The sequence below is a fragment of the Reyranella sp. genome (genome assembly GCF_004296935.1).
Lineage (GTDB): Bacteria > Pseudomonadota > Alphaproteobacteria > Reyranellales > Reyranellaceae > Reyranella.
The window spans coordinates 1-16,357 of record NZ_SCVH01000094.1; the positions used below are offsets into that span (position 1 = coordinate 1).

17 protein-coding genes and 1 pseudogene are annotated in these 16,357 nt (G+C 64.0%); 8 read left to right on the forward strand and 10 right to left on the reverse strand.

The window, feature by feature from the left end; genetic code table 11:
* From fixJ to EPO55_RS13160, 5 genes and pseudogenes are all read right to left on the reverse strand, one after another.
* A partial coding sequence (fixJ, locus tag EPO55_RS13140) for a response regulator FixJ (protein ID WP_296337324.1) occupies positions 1–588 on the reverse strand: 588 nt, incomplete at its 3' end.
* Positions 578–1,693 (reverse strand): annotated as a pseudogene (locus EPO55_RS13145) (PAS domain S-box protein); the annotation flags it as partial. The pseudogene EPO55_RS13145 and the gene fixJ, both read right to left, overlap by 11 nt.
* A gap of 124 nt (positions 1,694–1,817) precedes the next feature.
* Positions 1,818–2,942 carry an SbmA/BacA-like family transporter gene (locus EPO55_RS13150; RefSeq protein ID WP_296337325.1) on the reverse strand — a complete coding sequence of 375 codons (1,125 nt, stop codon included), beginning with the start codon at positions 2,940–2,942 and terminating at the stop codon, positions 1,818–1,820.
* Entirely contained in the window at positions 2,935–3,900 is a 966-nt protein-coding gene (gene glk / locus EPO55_RS13155; protein WP_296337326.1) for a glucokinase, read from the reverse strand. The genes EPO55_RS13150 and glk overlap by 8 nt, the downstream gene beginning before the upstream one ends.
* Positions 3,897–5,243 (reverse strand): GH1 family beta-glucosidase, encoded by a 1,347-nt coding sequence (locus EPO55_RS13160; RefSeq protein WP_296337327.1) that lies wholly within the window; start codon positions 5,241–5,243, stop codon positions 3,897–3,899. Before EPO55_RS13160 ends, glk begins: the two co-directional genes overlap by 4 nt.
* A gap of 225 nt (positions 5,244–5,468) precedes the next feature.
* Between EPO55_RS13160 and EPO55_RS13165 the strand changes: the two genes are divergently transcribed.
* The gene (locus EPO55_RS13165) at positions 5,469–6,164 is read left to right on the forward strand and encodes a CBS domain-containing protein (protein ID WP_296337328.1); all 696 of its coding nucleotides are present in this window, start codon (positions 5,469–5,471) and stop codon (positions 6,162–6,164) included.
* 20 nt (positions 6,165–6,184) lie between these two features.
* Here the strand turns inward: EPO55_RS13165 and EPO55_RS13170 are convergent, their stop codons facing one another.
* Entirely contained in the window at positions 6,185–6,400 is a 216-nt protein-coding gene (locus EPO55_RS13170) for a hypothetical protein (RefSeq protein WP_296337329.1), read from the reverse strand.
* Positions 6,401–6,439: 39 nt separating this feature from the next.
* Positions 6,440–7,783, reverse strand: a complete 1,344-nt coding sequence (hemN, locus tag EPO55_RS13175) for an oxygen-independent coproporphyrinogen III oxidase (RefSeq protein WP_296337330.1) — start codon at positions 7,781–7,783, stop codon at positions 6,440–6,442.
* Positions 7,784–7,902: 119 nt separating this feature from the next.
* Between hemN and EPO55_RS13180 the strand changes: the two genes are divergently transcribed.
* Positions 7,903–8,637 (forward strand): sulfite exporter TauE/SafE family protein, encoded by a 735-nt coding sequence (locus EPO55_RS13180; protein WP_296337331.1) that lies wholly within the window; start codon positions 7,903–7,905, stop codon positions 8,635–8,637.
* On the opposite strand, the gene EPO55_RS13185 is transcribed toward EPO55_RS13180, so the two are convergent.
* From EPO55_RS13185 to EPO55_RS13195, 3 genes are all read right to left on the reverse strand, one after another.
* Complete coding sequence (locus EPO55_RS13185; protein WP_296337332.1) at positions 8,634–9,626, reverse strand: zinc-dependent alcohol dehydrogenase family protein; 993 nt, start codon at positions 9,624–9,626, stop codon at positions 8,634–8,636. The two genes, EPO55_RS13180 and EPO55_RS13185, sit on opposite strands and share 4 nt — an antisense overlap.
* Before the next feature lie 78 nt (positions 9,627–9,704).
* A complete protein-coding gene (locus EPO55_RS13190; protein WP_296337334.1) occupies positions 9,705–10,187 on the reverse strand; it encodes an Hsp20/alpha crystallin family protein in 483 nt (160 codons plus the stop codon).
* A gap of 75 nt (positions 10,188–10,262) precedes the next feature.
* A complete protein-coding gene (locus tag EPO55_RS13195) occupies positions 10,263–11,060 on the reverse strand; it encodes a DUF2189 domain-containing protein (protein WP_296337335.1) in 798 nt (265 codons plus the stop codon).
* 124 nt (positions 11,061–11,184) lie between these two features.
* Between EPO55_RS13195 and ccoN the strand changes: the two genes are divergently transcribed.
* The 6 genes from ccoN to EPO55_RS13225 all read left to right on the forward strand — a co-directional run.
* A complete protein-coding gene (ccoN, locus tag EPO55_RS13200; protein ID WP_296337337.1) occupies positions 11,185–12,648 on the forward strand; it encodes a cytochrome-c oxidase, cbb3-type subunit I in 1,464 nt (487 codons plus the stop codon).
* 10 nt (positions 12,649–12,658) lie between these two features.
* Positions 12,659–13,384, forward strand: a complete 726-nt coding sequence (gene ccoO, locus EPO55_RS13205; protein ID WP_296337338.1) for a cytochrome-c oxidase, cbb3-type subunit II — start codon at positions 12,659–12,661, stop codon at positions 13,382–13,384.
* A 10-nt stretch (positions 13,385–13,394) separates the two neighbouring features.
* Positions 13,395–13,547, forward strand: coding sequence for a cbb3-type cytochrome c oxidase subunit 3 (locus EPO55_RS13210; RefSeq protein ID WP_296337339.1), 153 nt, complete (start codon positions 13,395–13,397; stop codon positions 13,545–13,547).
* Positions 13,548–13,557: 10 nt separating this feature from the next.
* Positions 13,558–14,418, forward strand: a complete 861-nt coding sequence (gene ccoP / locus EPO55_RS13215; protein ID WP_296337340.1) for a cytochrome-c oxidase, cbb3-type subunit III — start codon at positions 13,558–13,560, stop codon at positions 14,416–14,418.
* Positions 14,419–14,436: 18 nt separating this feature from the next.
* Positions 14,437–15,906 carry a cytochrome c oxidase accessory protein CcoG gene (gene ccoG, locus EPO55_RS13220; RefSeq protein WP_296337341.1) on the forward strand — a complete coding sequence of 490 codons (1,470 nt, stop codon included), beginning with the start codon at positions 14,437–14,439 and terminating at the stop codon, positions 15,904–15,906.
* A gap of 9 nt (positions 15,907–15,915) precedes the next feature.
* Positions 15,916–16,357 (forward strand): FixH family protein (locus EPO55_RS13225; protein WP_296337342.1); only part of this gene is annotated, 442 nt, incomplete at its 3' end.

A 16,357-nucleotide genomic window follows, 5' to 3' on the forward strand; every position in this document is an offset into this window, starting at 1 on the left:
CATTCGCACGAGCTCCGACAAGCTATCCGCCCGCATTTTGGTCATGACATTGGCACGGTAGACCTCGACGGTCCGGGCGCTGATCCCGAGTTCGTGGGCAATGATCTTGTTCGGCTTGCCGGCCACCAGACCCTCAAGGACATCCCGCTCCCGATCCGACAGAGACTCAAGGCGGCGATGGACCTCGGCGACCCGGGCATCGCGTTCGACGTCCTGGACATGGCTTACGAGCGCCGTCCTGATGGCCGCCAACAGCACTTCGTCGTCGAACGGCTTCTCGATGAAGTCGACCGCTCCCGCCTTCATCGCCAGCACCGCCAGAGCAATATCGCCGTGCCCGGTGATCACAATGACGGGCAATCCCACTTTCAGCGTCCGCAACTGGCGCTGCAGTTCCAGCCCATCCATCCCCGGCATCCGGATGTCGGTGACGACGCAGCCGTCCCGGACGTCGGGCAAGGCGGCGAGAAACGCGACAGCCGATTCATGGACGCGAACCGCATAGCCGGCCGTGCTTAGGAGAAAGGCCAGGGACTGCCGAACGGCGACGTCATCGTCGACGACGTGAACGATCTGGCTACTCGACAAGGGACTGCCCCTCCCCTTTTGCGGCCGGCAAGGTAAACCGGAAGATCGTACCGCCATCCGGTCGCGAGTCGACCCAGATCTTGCCACCGTGCGCTTCGATAATGGTCCGGCAGATCGACAAGCCGAGCCCCATGCCCTTGCGCTTGGTGGTGACGAAAGGCTGGAAGAGCTGCGCGGCGATCTCCGGCGCGATCCCGGCTCCGGTGTCCGCGACGCTGACTTCGACGAGATCCCCGTCAGCAACGACAGTCGCGATGTCCAGTTGTCGCCGTGCCCCCCCTTCGGACATGACCTCAATGGCGTTGCGGATCAGATTGACCAGGACTTGCTGGACCTGGATGCGATCCGCGAGCACGAGGTCGGCCGCCGGGTCGAGCCGGAAGGACACCGCTACGGCATGTTCCTTGGCCCCGATCACGGCCAGGGTGCTCGCATCCTCGATCAGTTTCGGCAGACTTTCGATCCGCCGCTCGCTTTCGCCACGCGCCACGAACTCGCGCAGGCGACGAATAATGTCGCCAGCACGCAACGCCTGGTCCGCCGCCTTGCCCACGGCATCACGCAACACAAGTACCTGCTCTCCAGCCATGCGTTCGAGCAGACGCCGGCAACCCTTGAGGTAGTTGGCGATGGCGGTCAGGGGCTGGTTGATCTCGTGCGCCAAGGTCGATGCCATCTCGCCCAACGCCATGAAGCGGGACATATGCGTCACTTCCGACTGCAGCTCCTTGAGGCGGCTTTCCGTCAACTGCTGATCGGTCAGGTCGCGAATGAAGCCGGTGAAATAGTGCCTGTCGGCCAACTGCAACTCGCCCACTGTGAGATGCATTGGGAAAGTCGTTCCATCCTTGCGTCGTCCGGTGACGACGCGTCCGATCCCGATGATCCGGCGCTCGCCAGTGGTCAGGTAGCGCTTGAGGTATGAATCATGCTGTTCGCGGTGGGGCGTCGCCATGAGCATGTCGACATTCCGACCAACGACCTCCTCCTTTGCGTATGCGAACAAACGCTCTGCCGTCGCACTCAACGACTCGACGCGTCCTCGCTCGTCGATAATGAGCATGGCATCGGGGACCGTCTGCAGGATCGACTGCAAACGCGCCTCCGCCGCCTCCAACGCGATGGTCAGGCTCTCGAAGTCCCGCGGTGTCGAGGTATCCGTGGTCATCAGCTCCAGCCGGGTCAGTGTCCCGGCCGACGGTACCATGCCCGGGCCGGCAATGCCGCTTCTAGGCTGTCTCGCCCGTCGTCGCCGTATGGACGGACGTCGACTCATCCCTGCTGGTCAGGCGATCGAAAGCAGCCAGAAGCGTGCCAACGCGGTTCGCCGACGACAGCCACTCCGCCAGGCGCGGGTAGTTGTCGACCAGCCAGTTGAAAGCCCCCTGCACCGCGACAAATGCCGCCGCGGCCTGGGTGACCTCGCCCAGCAACATGGTGCCCTGGACGTAATGAGGCACGCACAGAATCAGACCGACCAGAGGTGCCAGCAGAGTGTTGCCATGAGAGACGAATGTCGTGCGCATGTGCTGGCCACACAGCCGTCTCCACTCGCTGATGACGTCACGCAGCGCAGTGCCGACTGCCGCCGTCGTCGTCGCGAGGTTGGTCTGCGCCGACGACGCCGTAGCGCTCTCGCGCAGATGGGCGACGGCATATTTCAGCTCCGACTCGGCCTGATTCTTGCGCTCGATGACGCCGACCATGTGACGGCCGACCAGCATCATGACGCCCGTCGTTGCCGCTGCATAGACGACGACCGAAACCACCAGGTATCCGGGGATGGCAAAACTCCAGCCGAACGGCTCGACATCCAACGAACCGCCGACATTCCACAGCACGACGACGAAGGTTCCGGCGGAAAGCACGGAGGCAAGAAGGCCGACGACGAGGTCGATCGGCGCATCGGTCGCCAGTCGGGCATCCTCGGCGATACGATATTCGGCGTTCTGGTGTTCGCCATTCCAGAGATCGAGACGGCGATAACGATCCTCGCCGAGCCAGGCCTCGACGAGAGTTCGGGTGACCCATTCCCGCCATGACCGCTGGAAGGTCATGCGGCCCCATACCGCTATGACGGCGAGGACGATGCTCATTACCGCAAACAGCATCAACAAATAGGTCTGGCGCCAGATCTCCGGACTATTGCGAAATTCGAGTGCATTGAAGAAGTCGCGGTTCCAAAGATTGAGCCGGTATTGAACGAGCAACTGCAACACCACGCAAACGACCAGCAGCACGATCAGCCCCCACGCCAGCGTGGCCGTTGGGCCATGCCAGAAACCGCGGGCGCTGCGCCAGAACCGGCGCAACGGCTCGTGGCCGGCCGCTGCGGGATAGTCACCGTCAGACATTGGACAGAGGTTTATCCGACCGGGCGAGCGCCGCCAATCCAAGGAAGGCCGGGTCGGGACGCAGAATGATGCGTACGGGGATCCTGGCAAGATAGCGCCCAAGCCGGCCCTTGGCCTCGAATCGCTCGCGAAAATCCGAGCGACAGAGATACTCGACGATTCGCGGGGCGATGCCACCACCGATGAAGATGCCGCCACGCGCACCGAAAAGCAGCGCCAGATCACCGGCGACGCCACCCAGCAAGCCGCAGAATGTATCGAGCGTCGTTCGGCACGTGGTACAGGCGCCATCGAGCGCCGCGCGCGTGATCTCAGCCGCGGCCCGCGGCACGAAATCGACGCCGTCGATCGTCGCAACGGCGCGGTAGAGATTGACCAGCCCATTGCCGGACAGGATCCGCTCTGCCGAAACATGTCCGAATTGCCGGCGAAGGACTCCGATCAGGGCCTCCTCCCGGGCGGTCGCCGCGGCCAGCGTGGCGTGGCCACCTTCGCTCGCGATCACGATGGTGGCGGATGTTCCGGGAATGAGACAGGCCATTCCCAAACCCGTGCCTGGACTAAGAAGAGCCATGGGCGCGCCGATTATGGGGGTATCGGGGCCTATGAGGCGGGTATCCGACGGCGAGAATTGAGACAAACCCCATGCGGCCGCTTCCTGGTCGTTAACGATGCGCACACTCGGAATCGCGAATTCATCCTGTAGACCGGAGGCGTCAGCGACCCAGGACGAATTGGTGAGCGCACAGCGACCGCTCTCGACTGGACCGGCCACGGCAAGGATCGCGGCATCGATCGGGGCGCCATCGTCCCAACCGGCGAGGAAGAATCTGAAGGCATCGCCCATCGTTGCATGGGCACGGACGTCCAATGAGCGAACCGGCCCCAATTTATCGCCGTGCTGCATGGCGAACCGGGCATAGGTCCCGCCGATATCGGCAAGAAGGACGCGTCTCACCGCGCCGCGCCGGCCCGCTCGGACCGGATCAATTGTGCATACCAACGGGCCGATGCCTTGGGAATGCGCCGCAATGTCGGGTAGTCGACATAGACGAGCCCGAACCGACTGGCGTATCCCGCCCCCCATTCGAAATTGTCGAGCAGCGACCAGACAAAATAGCCGCGGACGTCGGCACCGGCGACAACCGCCTCGCGCAGGGCATCGGTATAGGTGGAAAGATAGCCGATGCGCTCGTGATCCTCGATCGCACCCGCCGCATCAGGCTTCTCGACCGCGCCCGCGCCGTTCTCCAGAACGTAGATCGGCAACCGATACCGCCGATGCACGTCAATCAAAGTGTCGCGAAATGCGGCCGGATCCATCTGCCACCCGATCGGCGATCGCGGCACATCCGCGGGGGCATCGGCCCAGGCGAAACCCAAAGGCGCAGTCGCGTCGGCCCGGGCGTAGACCGGCGAGTAGTGATTGACCCCGAACCAATCCGGCTGACGGCAGATCCGGGCGAGATCTCCCGGCTGTATGTACGGCTCGATCGCACGGGCCAGCGCGGGCGGATAGTGACCGAGAATCTGGGCCTCGGGAAAAGCCTTGTTCCAGTGCTCGTCGAGCAACACCGCAGCCGCTTCGTCGGCCGCGGTGGGCCCCGCCGCGCGAGCGGGCTGCACATTGTGGATCGCGCCGACGAGCGCCGATGGCGCATGCGCGCGCAGGGCGTCGACACCCGCGCCATGGGCCAGGTTCACGTAATGCGTGGCCTTGTACAGGCCGGCCGGATCGGTCGCCCCCGGCGGATGCCAGGCGAAGCCATAGCCGAACAGGGTGAACACCGACGGCTCATTGAAGGTGGCGAACCGCCCAACCCGATCGCCGAATCGCGTCGCGATAAGCTGGGCATAGTCGCCAAACCAGCCGACAATGTCCCGATTGAGCCAACCGCCCTGGTCTTCGAGCGCCTGCGGCAGATCCCAGTGGTAGAGGCAGAGCCAGGGCTCGATATTCGCGGCGAGCAATCCGTCGATCAGCCGGTCGTAAAAGGCCAATCCCGCCTCGTTGGCCTGGCCGCGACCGGTGGGCAATACACGCGGCCAGGCGATCGAAAACCGGTAGGCGCCGACGCCGAGGTCCCGCATCAAGGCGATGTCCTCCTGGTACCGATGATAGTGATCGCACGCAACATCGCCGGTATCGCCATTGGCGACGTGGCCGGGCGAGCGGCAATAGCCATCCCACACGCTCGGACCCCGGCCATCTACCTGTACCGCCCCTTCGATCTGGTAGCTCGATGTCGAGACACCCCAAATGAAGTCGCGCGGCAACGAACTACGATTCACGTCACCCACGACCCCCACCTTTTCATTATTTGGCGCATTGCAATGCTTTCGACATTGTCAGGCCACCGGCCTCCCTTCAAGACTAGGCATCCAGCCGGCACTTCCCCTTGATGTGCATCAATCTCGCGGGCCGATGCCGCGGGCCTTGATCTACAGCAATGATCGATTTCCCCTCCAGCAGACAATGGACATAAGACGTCGCGGCCGTAAGCCGGCGTCACCAAGGAGATTGGAATGCGCGCCAAACAGGTCATGACACGGCAAATTCATTCGCTGGCTGCGGATGCCTCCGTCTACGAGGCAGCGCAAGTAATGCTGAATGCCGGCATCAGCGCGGCCCCCGTCGTCGACGTCGACGGCACGCTGATCGGCATCGTCAGCGAGGCCGACCTGATGTACCGCTCCGAGATCGGCACGGCCCCCGGCAAGTCGTGGCTGCAGCGGCTTCTGTCAGACGATGCCGTCCTGGCCAACGACTACATCCGGGCGCATTCCCATCGCGTCGCCGACGTCATGACCAAGAACCTGGTGACGGCGGATGAACGTGCGACCCTGGGGGAGATCGCGACCCTCATGCAGCGCCATCGCGTGAAGCGTATCCCCATCGTGCGTGACGGCAAGGTCGTGGGTATCGTGAGCCGGGCCAATCTCCTCCAAGGCCTGCTGGCCCGCGAACCCGTTTCGTCGGAGGACCCGGCGGGCGACGAGAAAGTCCGCTCTCTCGTGACGTCCGAACTCGCCCGGCATGGATGGGCGACGAACCAGACGGCCTGCGTCGTTGCCGAGAGCGGCGTCGTGCATCTTTGGGGGTTCGTCAACAGCGACGCCGTGCGGGACGCCTACCGGATCGCCGCCGAAAATGTCCGGGGCGTGAAGCGGGTCGAGAACCACATGAAGGTCCTGCCGCCTGAAGCGCGTCTGGGCGTCTAGCCAGCAGACAAACCCGGTTGCTACGGTCGCATGAAGACGAACGGCGTGTCGTCGTCGAGGTTGTCGGCGGCACCGGTCAGTTCGGCCGCGATATCTTCGTTCGTACGCTTGGTCTTGAACAGGCGAATTGCCTCGGACAGCAGACAACGCGCCACCACGTCGTCGGAAATTGATCGCGCTGCAGCCTCATCCAAAGCAGCCTGAACGTGCTTCGCGACAAGTTGATGAACACTCACGATTGATACTCCTCTTCTGGTCGGCGATCCCGGTGGGGCCTAGATACCCCGTGCATGACGGCCTTCGGTGCCCGTGTAGTATCGGTCGAAGGCAGCGCAAACGGAGCGAACGAGCGGCCGGCCGAGCTCGGTAACGGCCAACAGTCCGCCATGGATCGAGACCAGTCCGTCACGGACGAGTGGCGCGAGCCCGTCGACGGTTGCAAGGAAGGCAGCGGCCTCCGTGCCATGCTTCCTGCAAGTCTCGCCGATATCGGCTGTGTAGCGGCACATCAGCTGGCTGATGATATCGCCGCGTAGACGATCCTCGACATCGACAGCAATACCGCGAACGGTCGCAAAGCCTCCCCGGCCCATCGCCGCCATGTACTCCGTCGGATCTGCGGCATTCTGCGAGAAGCCAGCCGGCAGACAGGAGATCGCGGATGCTCCGATACCAACCACCCAGGGTGGATCGCCGGCGACATAGCCCTGGAAGTTGCGCTGCAGCCGCCGGTTAACCACCGCTCGGGCCAACTTGTCGGCAGGCCGGGCATAGTGATCGAGCCCCACTCGCAAGTAGCCCCCGCCGACCAGCCGTTCCGAGACCAAGGCCGCCATTGCCGAGCGCGCCGCGGCATCGGGCAGCGTCTCGCTGGGAATCAGCTTCTGGTGAGGCTTCATCCAGGGCACGTGGGCATAGCCGAACACGGCGAAGCGGTCGGGCGCCAAGGCAAGGGCCAGGTCGAGCGTGCGTGACAGCGTCTCGAGGGTCTGGCTGGGCAGGCCGTAGACGAGATCGACGTTGATCCTGGTCATTCCGGCCCGGCGCACCCGCTCAAGGGTGGCCAGAGTCGTTTCGAAGGATTGAACCCTGTTGATTGCCCGCTGGACCGCGGCATCGAAATCCTGAACCCCGAAACTGACTCGCGTCACCTCAAGATCCGCCATGGCCTGGACGGTCGCCTCGTCGCAATGGCGCGGATCGACCTCCATGGAGATCTCGGCATCGCACCGGCGATCGAACAGGGTATCGATCAGCCGCCCGATCGCGCGCAACCGACTGGGGCCGAGCTGGGTTGGCGTGCCACCGCCCCATTGCATCGAGCCGATCATGAAGCCCGGAACAGTCCGCGCAAGCAGGGTGAGTTCGTCCTCAAGGGCCGCAGCATAGGCGTCGAGAGTGCCGTCCCGGCGCATCGCCATGGTGTGGCAGGCGCAATACCAGCAGAGCTGCCGGCAGAAAGGCACGTGCAAGTACAGCGCCGCCTCACCAACTGCAAGATCTCTCAGCCAGTTCGCGTGCTGTTCCGGACCAACCGAGGAATCGAATTGCGCGGCCGTCGGATAGCTGGTGTAGCGCGGCACCGGCCGGTCATAGGCAGCAAGGATGGCAGGCTCCATAGCCCTCGATTTCTGCCATGATCCGAAGCGGGCGCGATTGACACAGGTCAAGCGAGCGCATCGCTTCGACGGCGGGCAATGCTCCCGGGCGCACCGCTTAGGCGCTATGATGCCACGCGATGGACTTCATCATGGACGTGATCTCGGCTTGCCGGCAGGGCCTCGCGCACGTGGCCGCGCAGCCCGCAGGCCTGCCGAGCGCGCTGTTCTTTGCCGGCCTGACGGGCAGTCTGGTGCATTGCGTGGGAATGTGCGGGCCGTTCGTGCTGGGCCAGGTCATGGCCGATGCCGAGAAGGGAGCGGTCGGCAGCTATGGTGAATGGCAGCGGCTCGCCGGCGCATCGCTGATTCCCTATCACCTCGGCCGCCTCACGACCTACACTGCGCTCGGCGCGGCAGCCGGCGCCGCGACCGCGGTGTTCACCGCGACGTCGACGTTCGCGTGGCTGTCGAGCGTCCTGCTCCTGATCGCCGCCGCACTGATGCTGTTACAGGCGTTCGGGCTCGCGGCCGGGACGGCGTCGCCGCTGACCGCAGGGCTGGCACGGCTTGCCGGGCCGCTTTCGTCCTCACGAGGGCCGGCGGCACGATATGCCCTTGGTGTCGTACTCGGATTCCTGCCCTGTGGCCTGCTCTACGGCGCTCTCGCTGCGGCAGCTGGAACGGCGTCCCTCCGCGAAGGCGCCTTCGCCATGGCCGCCTTTGCCTCCGGCACGGTGCCTGCGCTGGTCGCCGTCGGCTGGGGAGGCCTCATCGTCCGACGCCGCCTGCAAAGTGTGGCACGCTGGATCGCCGCGCCGCTGCTGCTCGCCAATGCCGCGCTGATGTTGGCATTGGCAGCCTCGCGCCTTTAGGACGAGGGAGGCACCAGAACGGCCGCACCGCGCAGCTTGCCCGCACGAAGAGCGTCCAGCGCGGAATTGGCATCGGCCAGGTCGAAGCGCTCCACCTCGGTCCGGACCGGCACCTTGGGAGCAAGACGCAGAAATTCCTCCGCATCGCGACGCGTCAAGTTGGCTACCGATACGATTTCGCGTTCGCCCCACAGGATGTCGTAGGGAAAGGATGGGATGTCACTCATGTGAATGCCGCCACAGACCACACGCCCGCCGGGTCGCACGGCCTGGAGGGCAAGCGGCACGAGAAAGCCAACCGGCGCGAAGAGAATGGCAGCATCTAAAGGCTCGGGCGGCGATGCCGTCGAAGGACCGGCCCAAATCGCGCCCATCGACTTGGCAAAGCGTTGGGCCTCCTCATCGCCTGGCCGTGTAAAAGCGTAGACCTCACGCCCCTGCCAGCGAGCGACCTGGATCACGATGTGGGCAGCGGCACCGAACCCATAAATGCCGAGTCGCCGGCCGTCGCCCGCCTTGACCAGCGAGCGCCAACCGATCAACCCGGCGCACAGCAGGGGCGCGGCATGCAGATCGTCGTAGGCATCGGGTAGGGCAAAGCAGAAACGTGCATCGGCGACGACGCGGTCGGCATAGCCGCCATCGATCTGGTATCCAGTGAAGCGTGCCTCGGAGCAGAGGTTCTCCCGGCCGCCGCGACACTGCGGACAGGTCCCACACGCCCAACCGAGCCATGGGATTCCAATTCGCATGCCTGACGCAAAGCCGGTGACGCCAGGTCCACAGGAGATGACACGCGCCACGATCTCGTGGCCGGGAATCAGTGGAAGCCGTGGCGTCTTTAGTTCGCCGTCCACCACGTGTAGATCGGTCCGGCATACCGCGCAGGCTGCAACATGCGCCAGAATCTCGCCCGGCCCTGGGGTACGATCCGGCAGAGTGCGGGCAACGAGCGGCTGCCCGACACCCTGGAGAACCATCGCGAACACGGCGTCATCCTCACAGAATGCCAGTATTGTTCACCGATGCCCCGATGATCCGGGCATCGGTGAGACATTCATCGGATCCTATGATGGCTTGATCTCGATTTCCTTGCCTTGAGCGGGCGCGTTCACTGTCTTGCCGATTTCGAGGGTCAGCAGTCCCTTGGCGAAGCGAGCCGTGACAGCATTGCGATCGGCATCGGCCGGCAAGGTGAAGGCGCGGGTGAAGCTGCCGTAGCTGCGTTCCGAGTAGTGGGTCTTGTCGTCGGTCCGCTCCACCTTCTTCTCGCCCGAGATGGTCAGGATATCGTCCTCGACCAGAACCTTGACATCCTTCTCGTCCAGGCCTGGAAGCTCGACCGAGACGGTGTAGGACTTGCCGTTTTCCTTTACCTCAACGCTGGGCATGTGTTCGAAGGCGCGTAGCGCGCGAGGCTCGCCCGCCGTCGTAGACTCCGGCCAGCCAAATGGCCAGCTGCGCATCATGCGGTTGAAGAAGCGATCAAAGTCACCGCCGAAGGGCGTCAGGGCGGCGTTCTGCTGCGATCGTTGAAGAGAGTCAGCCATTGCAAACCTCCAGGTGATCGGGGAACTCCCCAATATCGATGTAGGTGCTGACCGCCGCGCGTCTATTGATGCAGGTCAATCCCGGCCTCTTTCTTCGAAATGAACAACGTCACGGTAGGCATGCCAGGTCGCGTGCGCCACTAGCGGCAAGGTGATGACGAGGCCGATCATGCCCGGTACCATTCCTAGCACCACCAGGAAGACGATCAGTGCCGCCCACAGCAGCATCGGGCGGAGATTGATCCGAACCGCGGCAACGGAAGTTGCGATCGCCTCGAACATATTCGAGTTCCGCCGATCGAGAAGGTAGGGAATAGAGAAGGCACCGATGGCGAAAGCGATGGCGGCCAGCACGGCGCCTGCGCCAACGCCCAGCGCCAGGAACGGAAGGCTGCGCGAAGACGTCCAGACGAGATCCATGAAGCGATCCCACGACGGCACGGTCCGCCATTCGAAGATGGCGAACAACAATTGCGCCGTGCGCATCCAGCCGAGGTGGAAGAAGAGGAGCAGCGCTCCCATCAGCGCGATCTGTCCGGGATTGCGCCGCCAGGCGAACAGGGTCGTCTCACCATCGACCACAAGGCCTGCTTCGAGGCGGCGGCTGACCTCATAGAGGCCTACAGCAATGAAAGGCCCCACGAAGAAAAATCCCGCGCTGAGCGGCAGCACCAGATACGGGAAATCGAGCCACAGAAACAATGCGATGGCCAGCCAGCTCACTGCGACCAGCATCAGGCCATAGGTAAGGCTGATTCCCGGCGCGGCAAGGATGTCGCGCCATCCGGCGGCAAGCCAGACCCAGGGCCGGTCCAGCGGAACCTGCCTGATCTGAGGTCGTGGCGCCGGGAATACGGCAATCGTCTCGCTCATGGCGTTTCTCCCCGTCTGCGGGCGAATTGACGCTGGAATGCAGCCACGGGCTTTGACACAGGTCAAAGTGGATCACCCGCGGCTCTGACATTGATTTTCCGCGCCACGAGTGCGGGGAGATCGAATGTCCAGCAATACCGCCCTTTCAGCCGGCCCTTCGCCGGCCCCCCGATATGTCGAAGATGTCATCCGCGCAGCGGTGATCCTGACAATGTTCTGGGGCATCGCCGCATTCACGGTCGGCGTCGTCATCGCCGCCCAACTGGTATGGCCGCAGCTCAGCTTCGATAGCGAGTACCTCACCTTCGGACGCCTGCGGCCACTCCACACGTCGGCAGCCGTCTTCGCGTTCGGGGGCACGGCCCTGATCGGCACCGCCTTCCACGTCGTGCAGCGCACCTGCCGCGCCCGACTGTTCGGCGGCGCTCCGCTCGGATGGTTCGTACTGCTGGGCTACCAGTTCTTCATCGTGATCGCCGCCACCGGCTATCTGCTGGGCATCACCCAGAGCAAGGAATACGCCGAACCGGAGTGGTACGCCGACCTGTGGCTCACGATCGTCTGGGTAGCCTACCTGATTGCCTACCTCGGCACCGTCCTGAAGCGGGAAGAGCCACACATCTACGTCGCCAACTGGTTCTACCTCGCCTTCATCATCACCATTGCCATGCTGCACATCGTCAACAACCTGGCGATGCCGGTGTCGGTCGTCGGCACCAAGAGCTACGGCGCCTGGTCGGGCGTGCAGGACGCGATGATCCAGTGGTGGTACGGCCACAACGCTGTCGGTTTCTTCCTGACCGCGGCATTCCTGGGCATGATGTACTACTACATCCCCAAGGCGGCGAACCGGCCGGTCTACTCCTACCGGCTGTCGATCGTGCACTTCTGGTCCCTGGTGTTCATGTACATCTGGGCCGGGCCGCATCACTTGCACTACACGTCCCTGCCCGACTGGGCGCAGACACTCGGCATGGTGTTCTCGGTCATGCTGTGGATGCCGAGCTGGGGCGGCATGATCAACGGCCTGATGACGCTGTCCGGCGCCTGGGACAAGCTGCGCACAGATCCCGGCCTGCGCTTCTCGGTGACCGCCGTCGGCTTCTACGGCATGGCCACCTTCGAGGGGCCGGTCATGTCGATCAAGGCCGTCAACTCGCTCAGCCACTACACCGACTGGACCATCGGCCACGTGCACTCCGGTGCGTTGGGCTGGGTAGCCTTCATCGTATTCGGCACGATGTACTACCTCGTGCCGAAGATGTGGAACCGGCCCGCGATGTGGTCGACGCGCCTGATCGGCTGGCACTACTGGATCGCCACCATCGGCATCGTTCTCTACATCACCGCGATGTGGGTGAGCGGCATCATGCAGGGCCTGATGTGGCGCGCCTACGACGAGCTCGGCTTCCTGCAGTACTCGTTCGTCGAGACGGTCGCCGCCATGAAGCCATTCTACGCAATCCGCCTGCTGGGTGGTCTCTTCTTCCTGAGCGGCGGCCTGATCATGGCCTACAACATGTGGCGCACGATCCGCGGCGAGCCCGAAGTGGCTGCCGCGCGTCCCCGCCCGGCACTCGCGGCCTAGGAGACGCGCAATGTTCATCCGCCACGCGACGATCGAGAAGAACGTCATCCTGATGGTCGTGCTGACCCTGATCACCGTGTCGATCGGTGGTCTGGTCCAGATCATCCCGCTGTTCACCATCGAAAGCACGATCGAGCGTGTCGACGGCGTGCGGCCCTACACGCCGCTCGAGGTCCTGGGACGCAACATCTACATCCGCGAGGGATGCTATCTCTGCCATAGCCAGCAGATCCGTCCGTTCAAGGACGAGGTCGAGCGCTACGGCCACTACAGCCTCGCGGCCGAGAGCATGTACGACAAGCCCTTCCAGTGGGGCTCCAAGCGTACCGGGCCCGATCTTGCCAGGGTCGGCGGCCGCTACTCGAACGACTGGCACGTGGCCCACATGATCTCGCCACGGGCCGTCGTGCCGGAAAGCGTCATGCCGGCCTACCCGTTCCTCGCCACGCGCAAGCTCGAGTTCGACGACATCGCCCAGCACCTCAAGGCACTGCGCGCCGTCGGCACACCCTATACCGACGAGATGATTTCCAATGCCAGGGCCGACCTCGAGGCCCAGGTCAATCCGGACGCCGATCCGACCGCGCTCGAAAAGCGCTATCCCCGCGCCGTCGTCGGCAAGTTCAACGGCGAGTCGGCCGAGATCACCGAGCTCGACGCGCTGGTGGCCTACCTTCAGATGCTGGGTACGCTGGTCCGCTTCGGCGACCTGCCGCCCGACCGGCTGCGGCAATAGGGAGACAGCCATGAACCTCGAAACCGTCAACTCAATCCTCACCTCGATCTGGACGGTGTGGGCTGTGCTGATCTTCGCCGGCATCGTGTTCTGGGCGTGGCGGCCCGCCAACCGCAAGCGCTTCGAGAAAGACGCGCACATTCCGATGAACGACGAAGGCTGAGGGACCGGTCATGCCGACGAAGATCGAAAAGGATACCGTGTCGGGCCAGGATACCACCGGCCACGAATGGGACGGCGTGAAGGAACTCAACACGCCGCTGCCGACCTGGTGGGTCTACACATTCTATGCAACGATCGCGTTCGCCGTCGTCTATTGTGCCCTCTACCCGTCCTGGCCCTGGCTCACGGGTCACACACAGGGTCTTTTGGGCTACTCGAGTCGCACCGAACTCACGGTTGCACTTGCGGACCAGACCAAGGCGCGATCGAAGTTCGTCGACAAGATTCGGGCAACCTCCCTCGCCGACATCCGCAAGGACCCGGAACTGTTCAACTTCGCCCTGGCCGGCGGCCGTTCCGCCTTCCAGACCAACTGTCTGCAGTGCCACGGCGCTGGCGGCGCCGGCAGCACCGGCTTCCCAAACCTGGTCGATGACGATTGGATCTGGGGTGGCAACATCGACCAGATCTACGCGACCATCGACCATGGTATCCGCAATGCCGACGACAAGTCGCGGCAATCCCTGATGCCCCGCTTCGGCGTCGACGGCCTGCTGACTGCCGCCCAGGTTGCGGCCGTGACCGACTATGTGTTGAGCCTGTCAGGTCGCGCAAAGGCTACGCCGGAGGGCGCCAAAATCTGGCAGGAGCAATGCGTCGCCTGTCACAAGGCCGACGGCACGGGCAACCAGGAGCTGGGCGCGCCCAACCTTGCCGACGGCATCTGGCTCTACGGCGGCGACCGCGACTCGCTCTATCGGACCATCTTCTATGCCCGCAATGGCAGCATGCCGGCGTGGGGCACGCGCCTCGACGATGCGACGATGAAGATGCTCGCGATCTACGTTCATTCTCTCGGCGGTGGACGCTAGGCACCCGGCGAGAATGAAATGGACGCCAGGATCCAGGACGAAGATGCGGTCTCGCTGCGTACCCGCAAGGCCGAACTGCCGCTCTACATCACGCGCATCAAGGTCTATCCGCGCGCGATCAAGGGCTTGTGGCGCCGCGTCAAATGGGCAGCCGTCGCCCTTCTGCTGGGCCTCTACTATGTCGTGCCCTGGCTGCGCTGGGATCGCGGTCCCGACGCCCCCAACCAGGCCATCCTGATCGACCTCGACGGCCGGCGCGGCTGGTTCTTCGATGTCGTCATCTGGCCGCAGGAGATCTACTTCGTCACCGGCCTCCTGATCCTGGGCGCCTTCGGCCTCTTCTTCGCGACAGCGCTGTTCGGCCGGATCTGGTGCGGCTTTGCCTGCCCGCAGACCGTCTGGACCGACCTCTTCATGCTGGTCGAGCGCCTGATCGAAGGCGATCGCAACGAACGCATGCGGCTCGACCGTCTGCCAATGTCGGCCGGCAAGGCCGCACGCAAGGCCTTGAAGCATACCGTATGGCTCGCCATCGCTGCCGCCACGGGTGGCGCCTGGGTTTTCTACTACGTCGACGCCCCCAGCACGCTTGTGAAGATCTTTCGCGGCGAAGCCTCACTTGAGGTCTACGTCTTCATCGGCCTCCTGACTGCCACGACCTATACGCTGGCAGGCTGGGCGCGTGAGCAGGTCTGCACCTACATGTGCCCGTGGCCCCGCTTCCAGGCCGCGATGCTCGACGAGCAGAGCGTCATCGTCACCTATCAGAAATGGCGCGGCGAACCGCGCGGCAAACATAAGGCGGGTGCGAGCTGGGATGGGCGCGGCGATTGTGTCGACTGCAATCTGTGCGTTGCCGTGTGCCCGACTGGAATCGACATCCGTGACGGCCAGCAGATCGAGTGCATCGGCTGCGGTCTCTGCATCGATGCCTGCAATCAGACCATGGGCAAGGTCGACCGGCCACCCAACCTGATTCTCTGGGACACGCTTGCGAACCAGCAGGCCAAGGAAAAGGGCGTGGGCGGCGCCGCCTGGCGGCCGCTGCGGCCGCGGACCCTGTTGTATGCGGCGCTGCTTGTCGTCGTGACCGCCGTGATGCTGAGTGCCTTCTGGCTGCGCACCGACATCGAACTCACGGTCCAGCGCGACCGCAGTCCGAATTTCGTGCGGCTGTCGAATGGCGACATCCGCAACTCCTATGCCGTGAAGATCCTGAACAAGAGCCGTGACGAACAGCGCCTGCAGCTCGCCGTCGAAGGGCTGCCGGGAGCCACCGTGGGCTTCGTCGGCGCCGACATCCAGGGCGGCACCGCCGTAACACGACTGGCCGTGCATCCCGACAGCGTCGGCACCTTCCGCATCTTTCTCACCGTTCCCGCCGGCTCGGCGCCATCGGGCTCGAAGCCGATCGAGTTCACCGTCGGCGACAAGACCAGCCGCAAACGCGCGTCGCACGATGCGGTCTTCGTCGGACCAGCACGATAGGAGGAACCCATGACCACCGCCCTTGCCTCCCGCAGCCGCTACATTCCCTGGCTCTTCGTCGCTGGGTTTGCCGTCGTTTTCGCCGTGAACGCCATCATGATCACTTTCGCATTCGGCTCGTTCTCGGGGCTCTACACGCCCAAGCCGCGCGAACGGGGATTGCACTACAATACGGTCGTTGCCGAGCAGAAAGCGCGCGATGCGCTGGGCTGGCGGATCGACACGGCCTGGCGGGCCGAAACCGGCCGCCTGGAGATCGCGGTGTTCGATGCGCTGGGCCAACCTCTCGCCGGCGCCCATGTCGTCGCGGAACTCGTGCGCCCCGTCGAGAAGCGGTCGCCGGTCGGCATGACGTTGGCCACGATCGACGCAGGAAAATTCGCAGGCTTCATCGAGCTGCCGGTCCGCGGCAACTGGGATCTCGATGTCGTCGTCGAACATGGCGGAGATC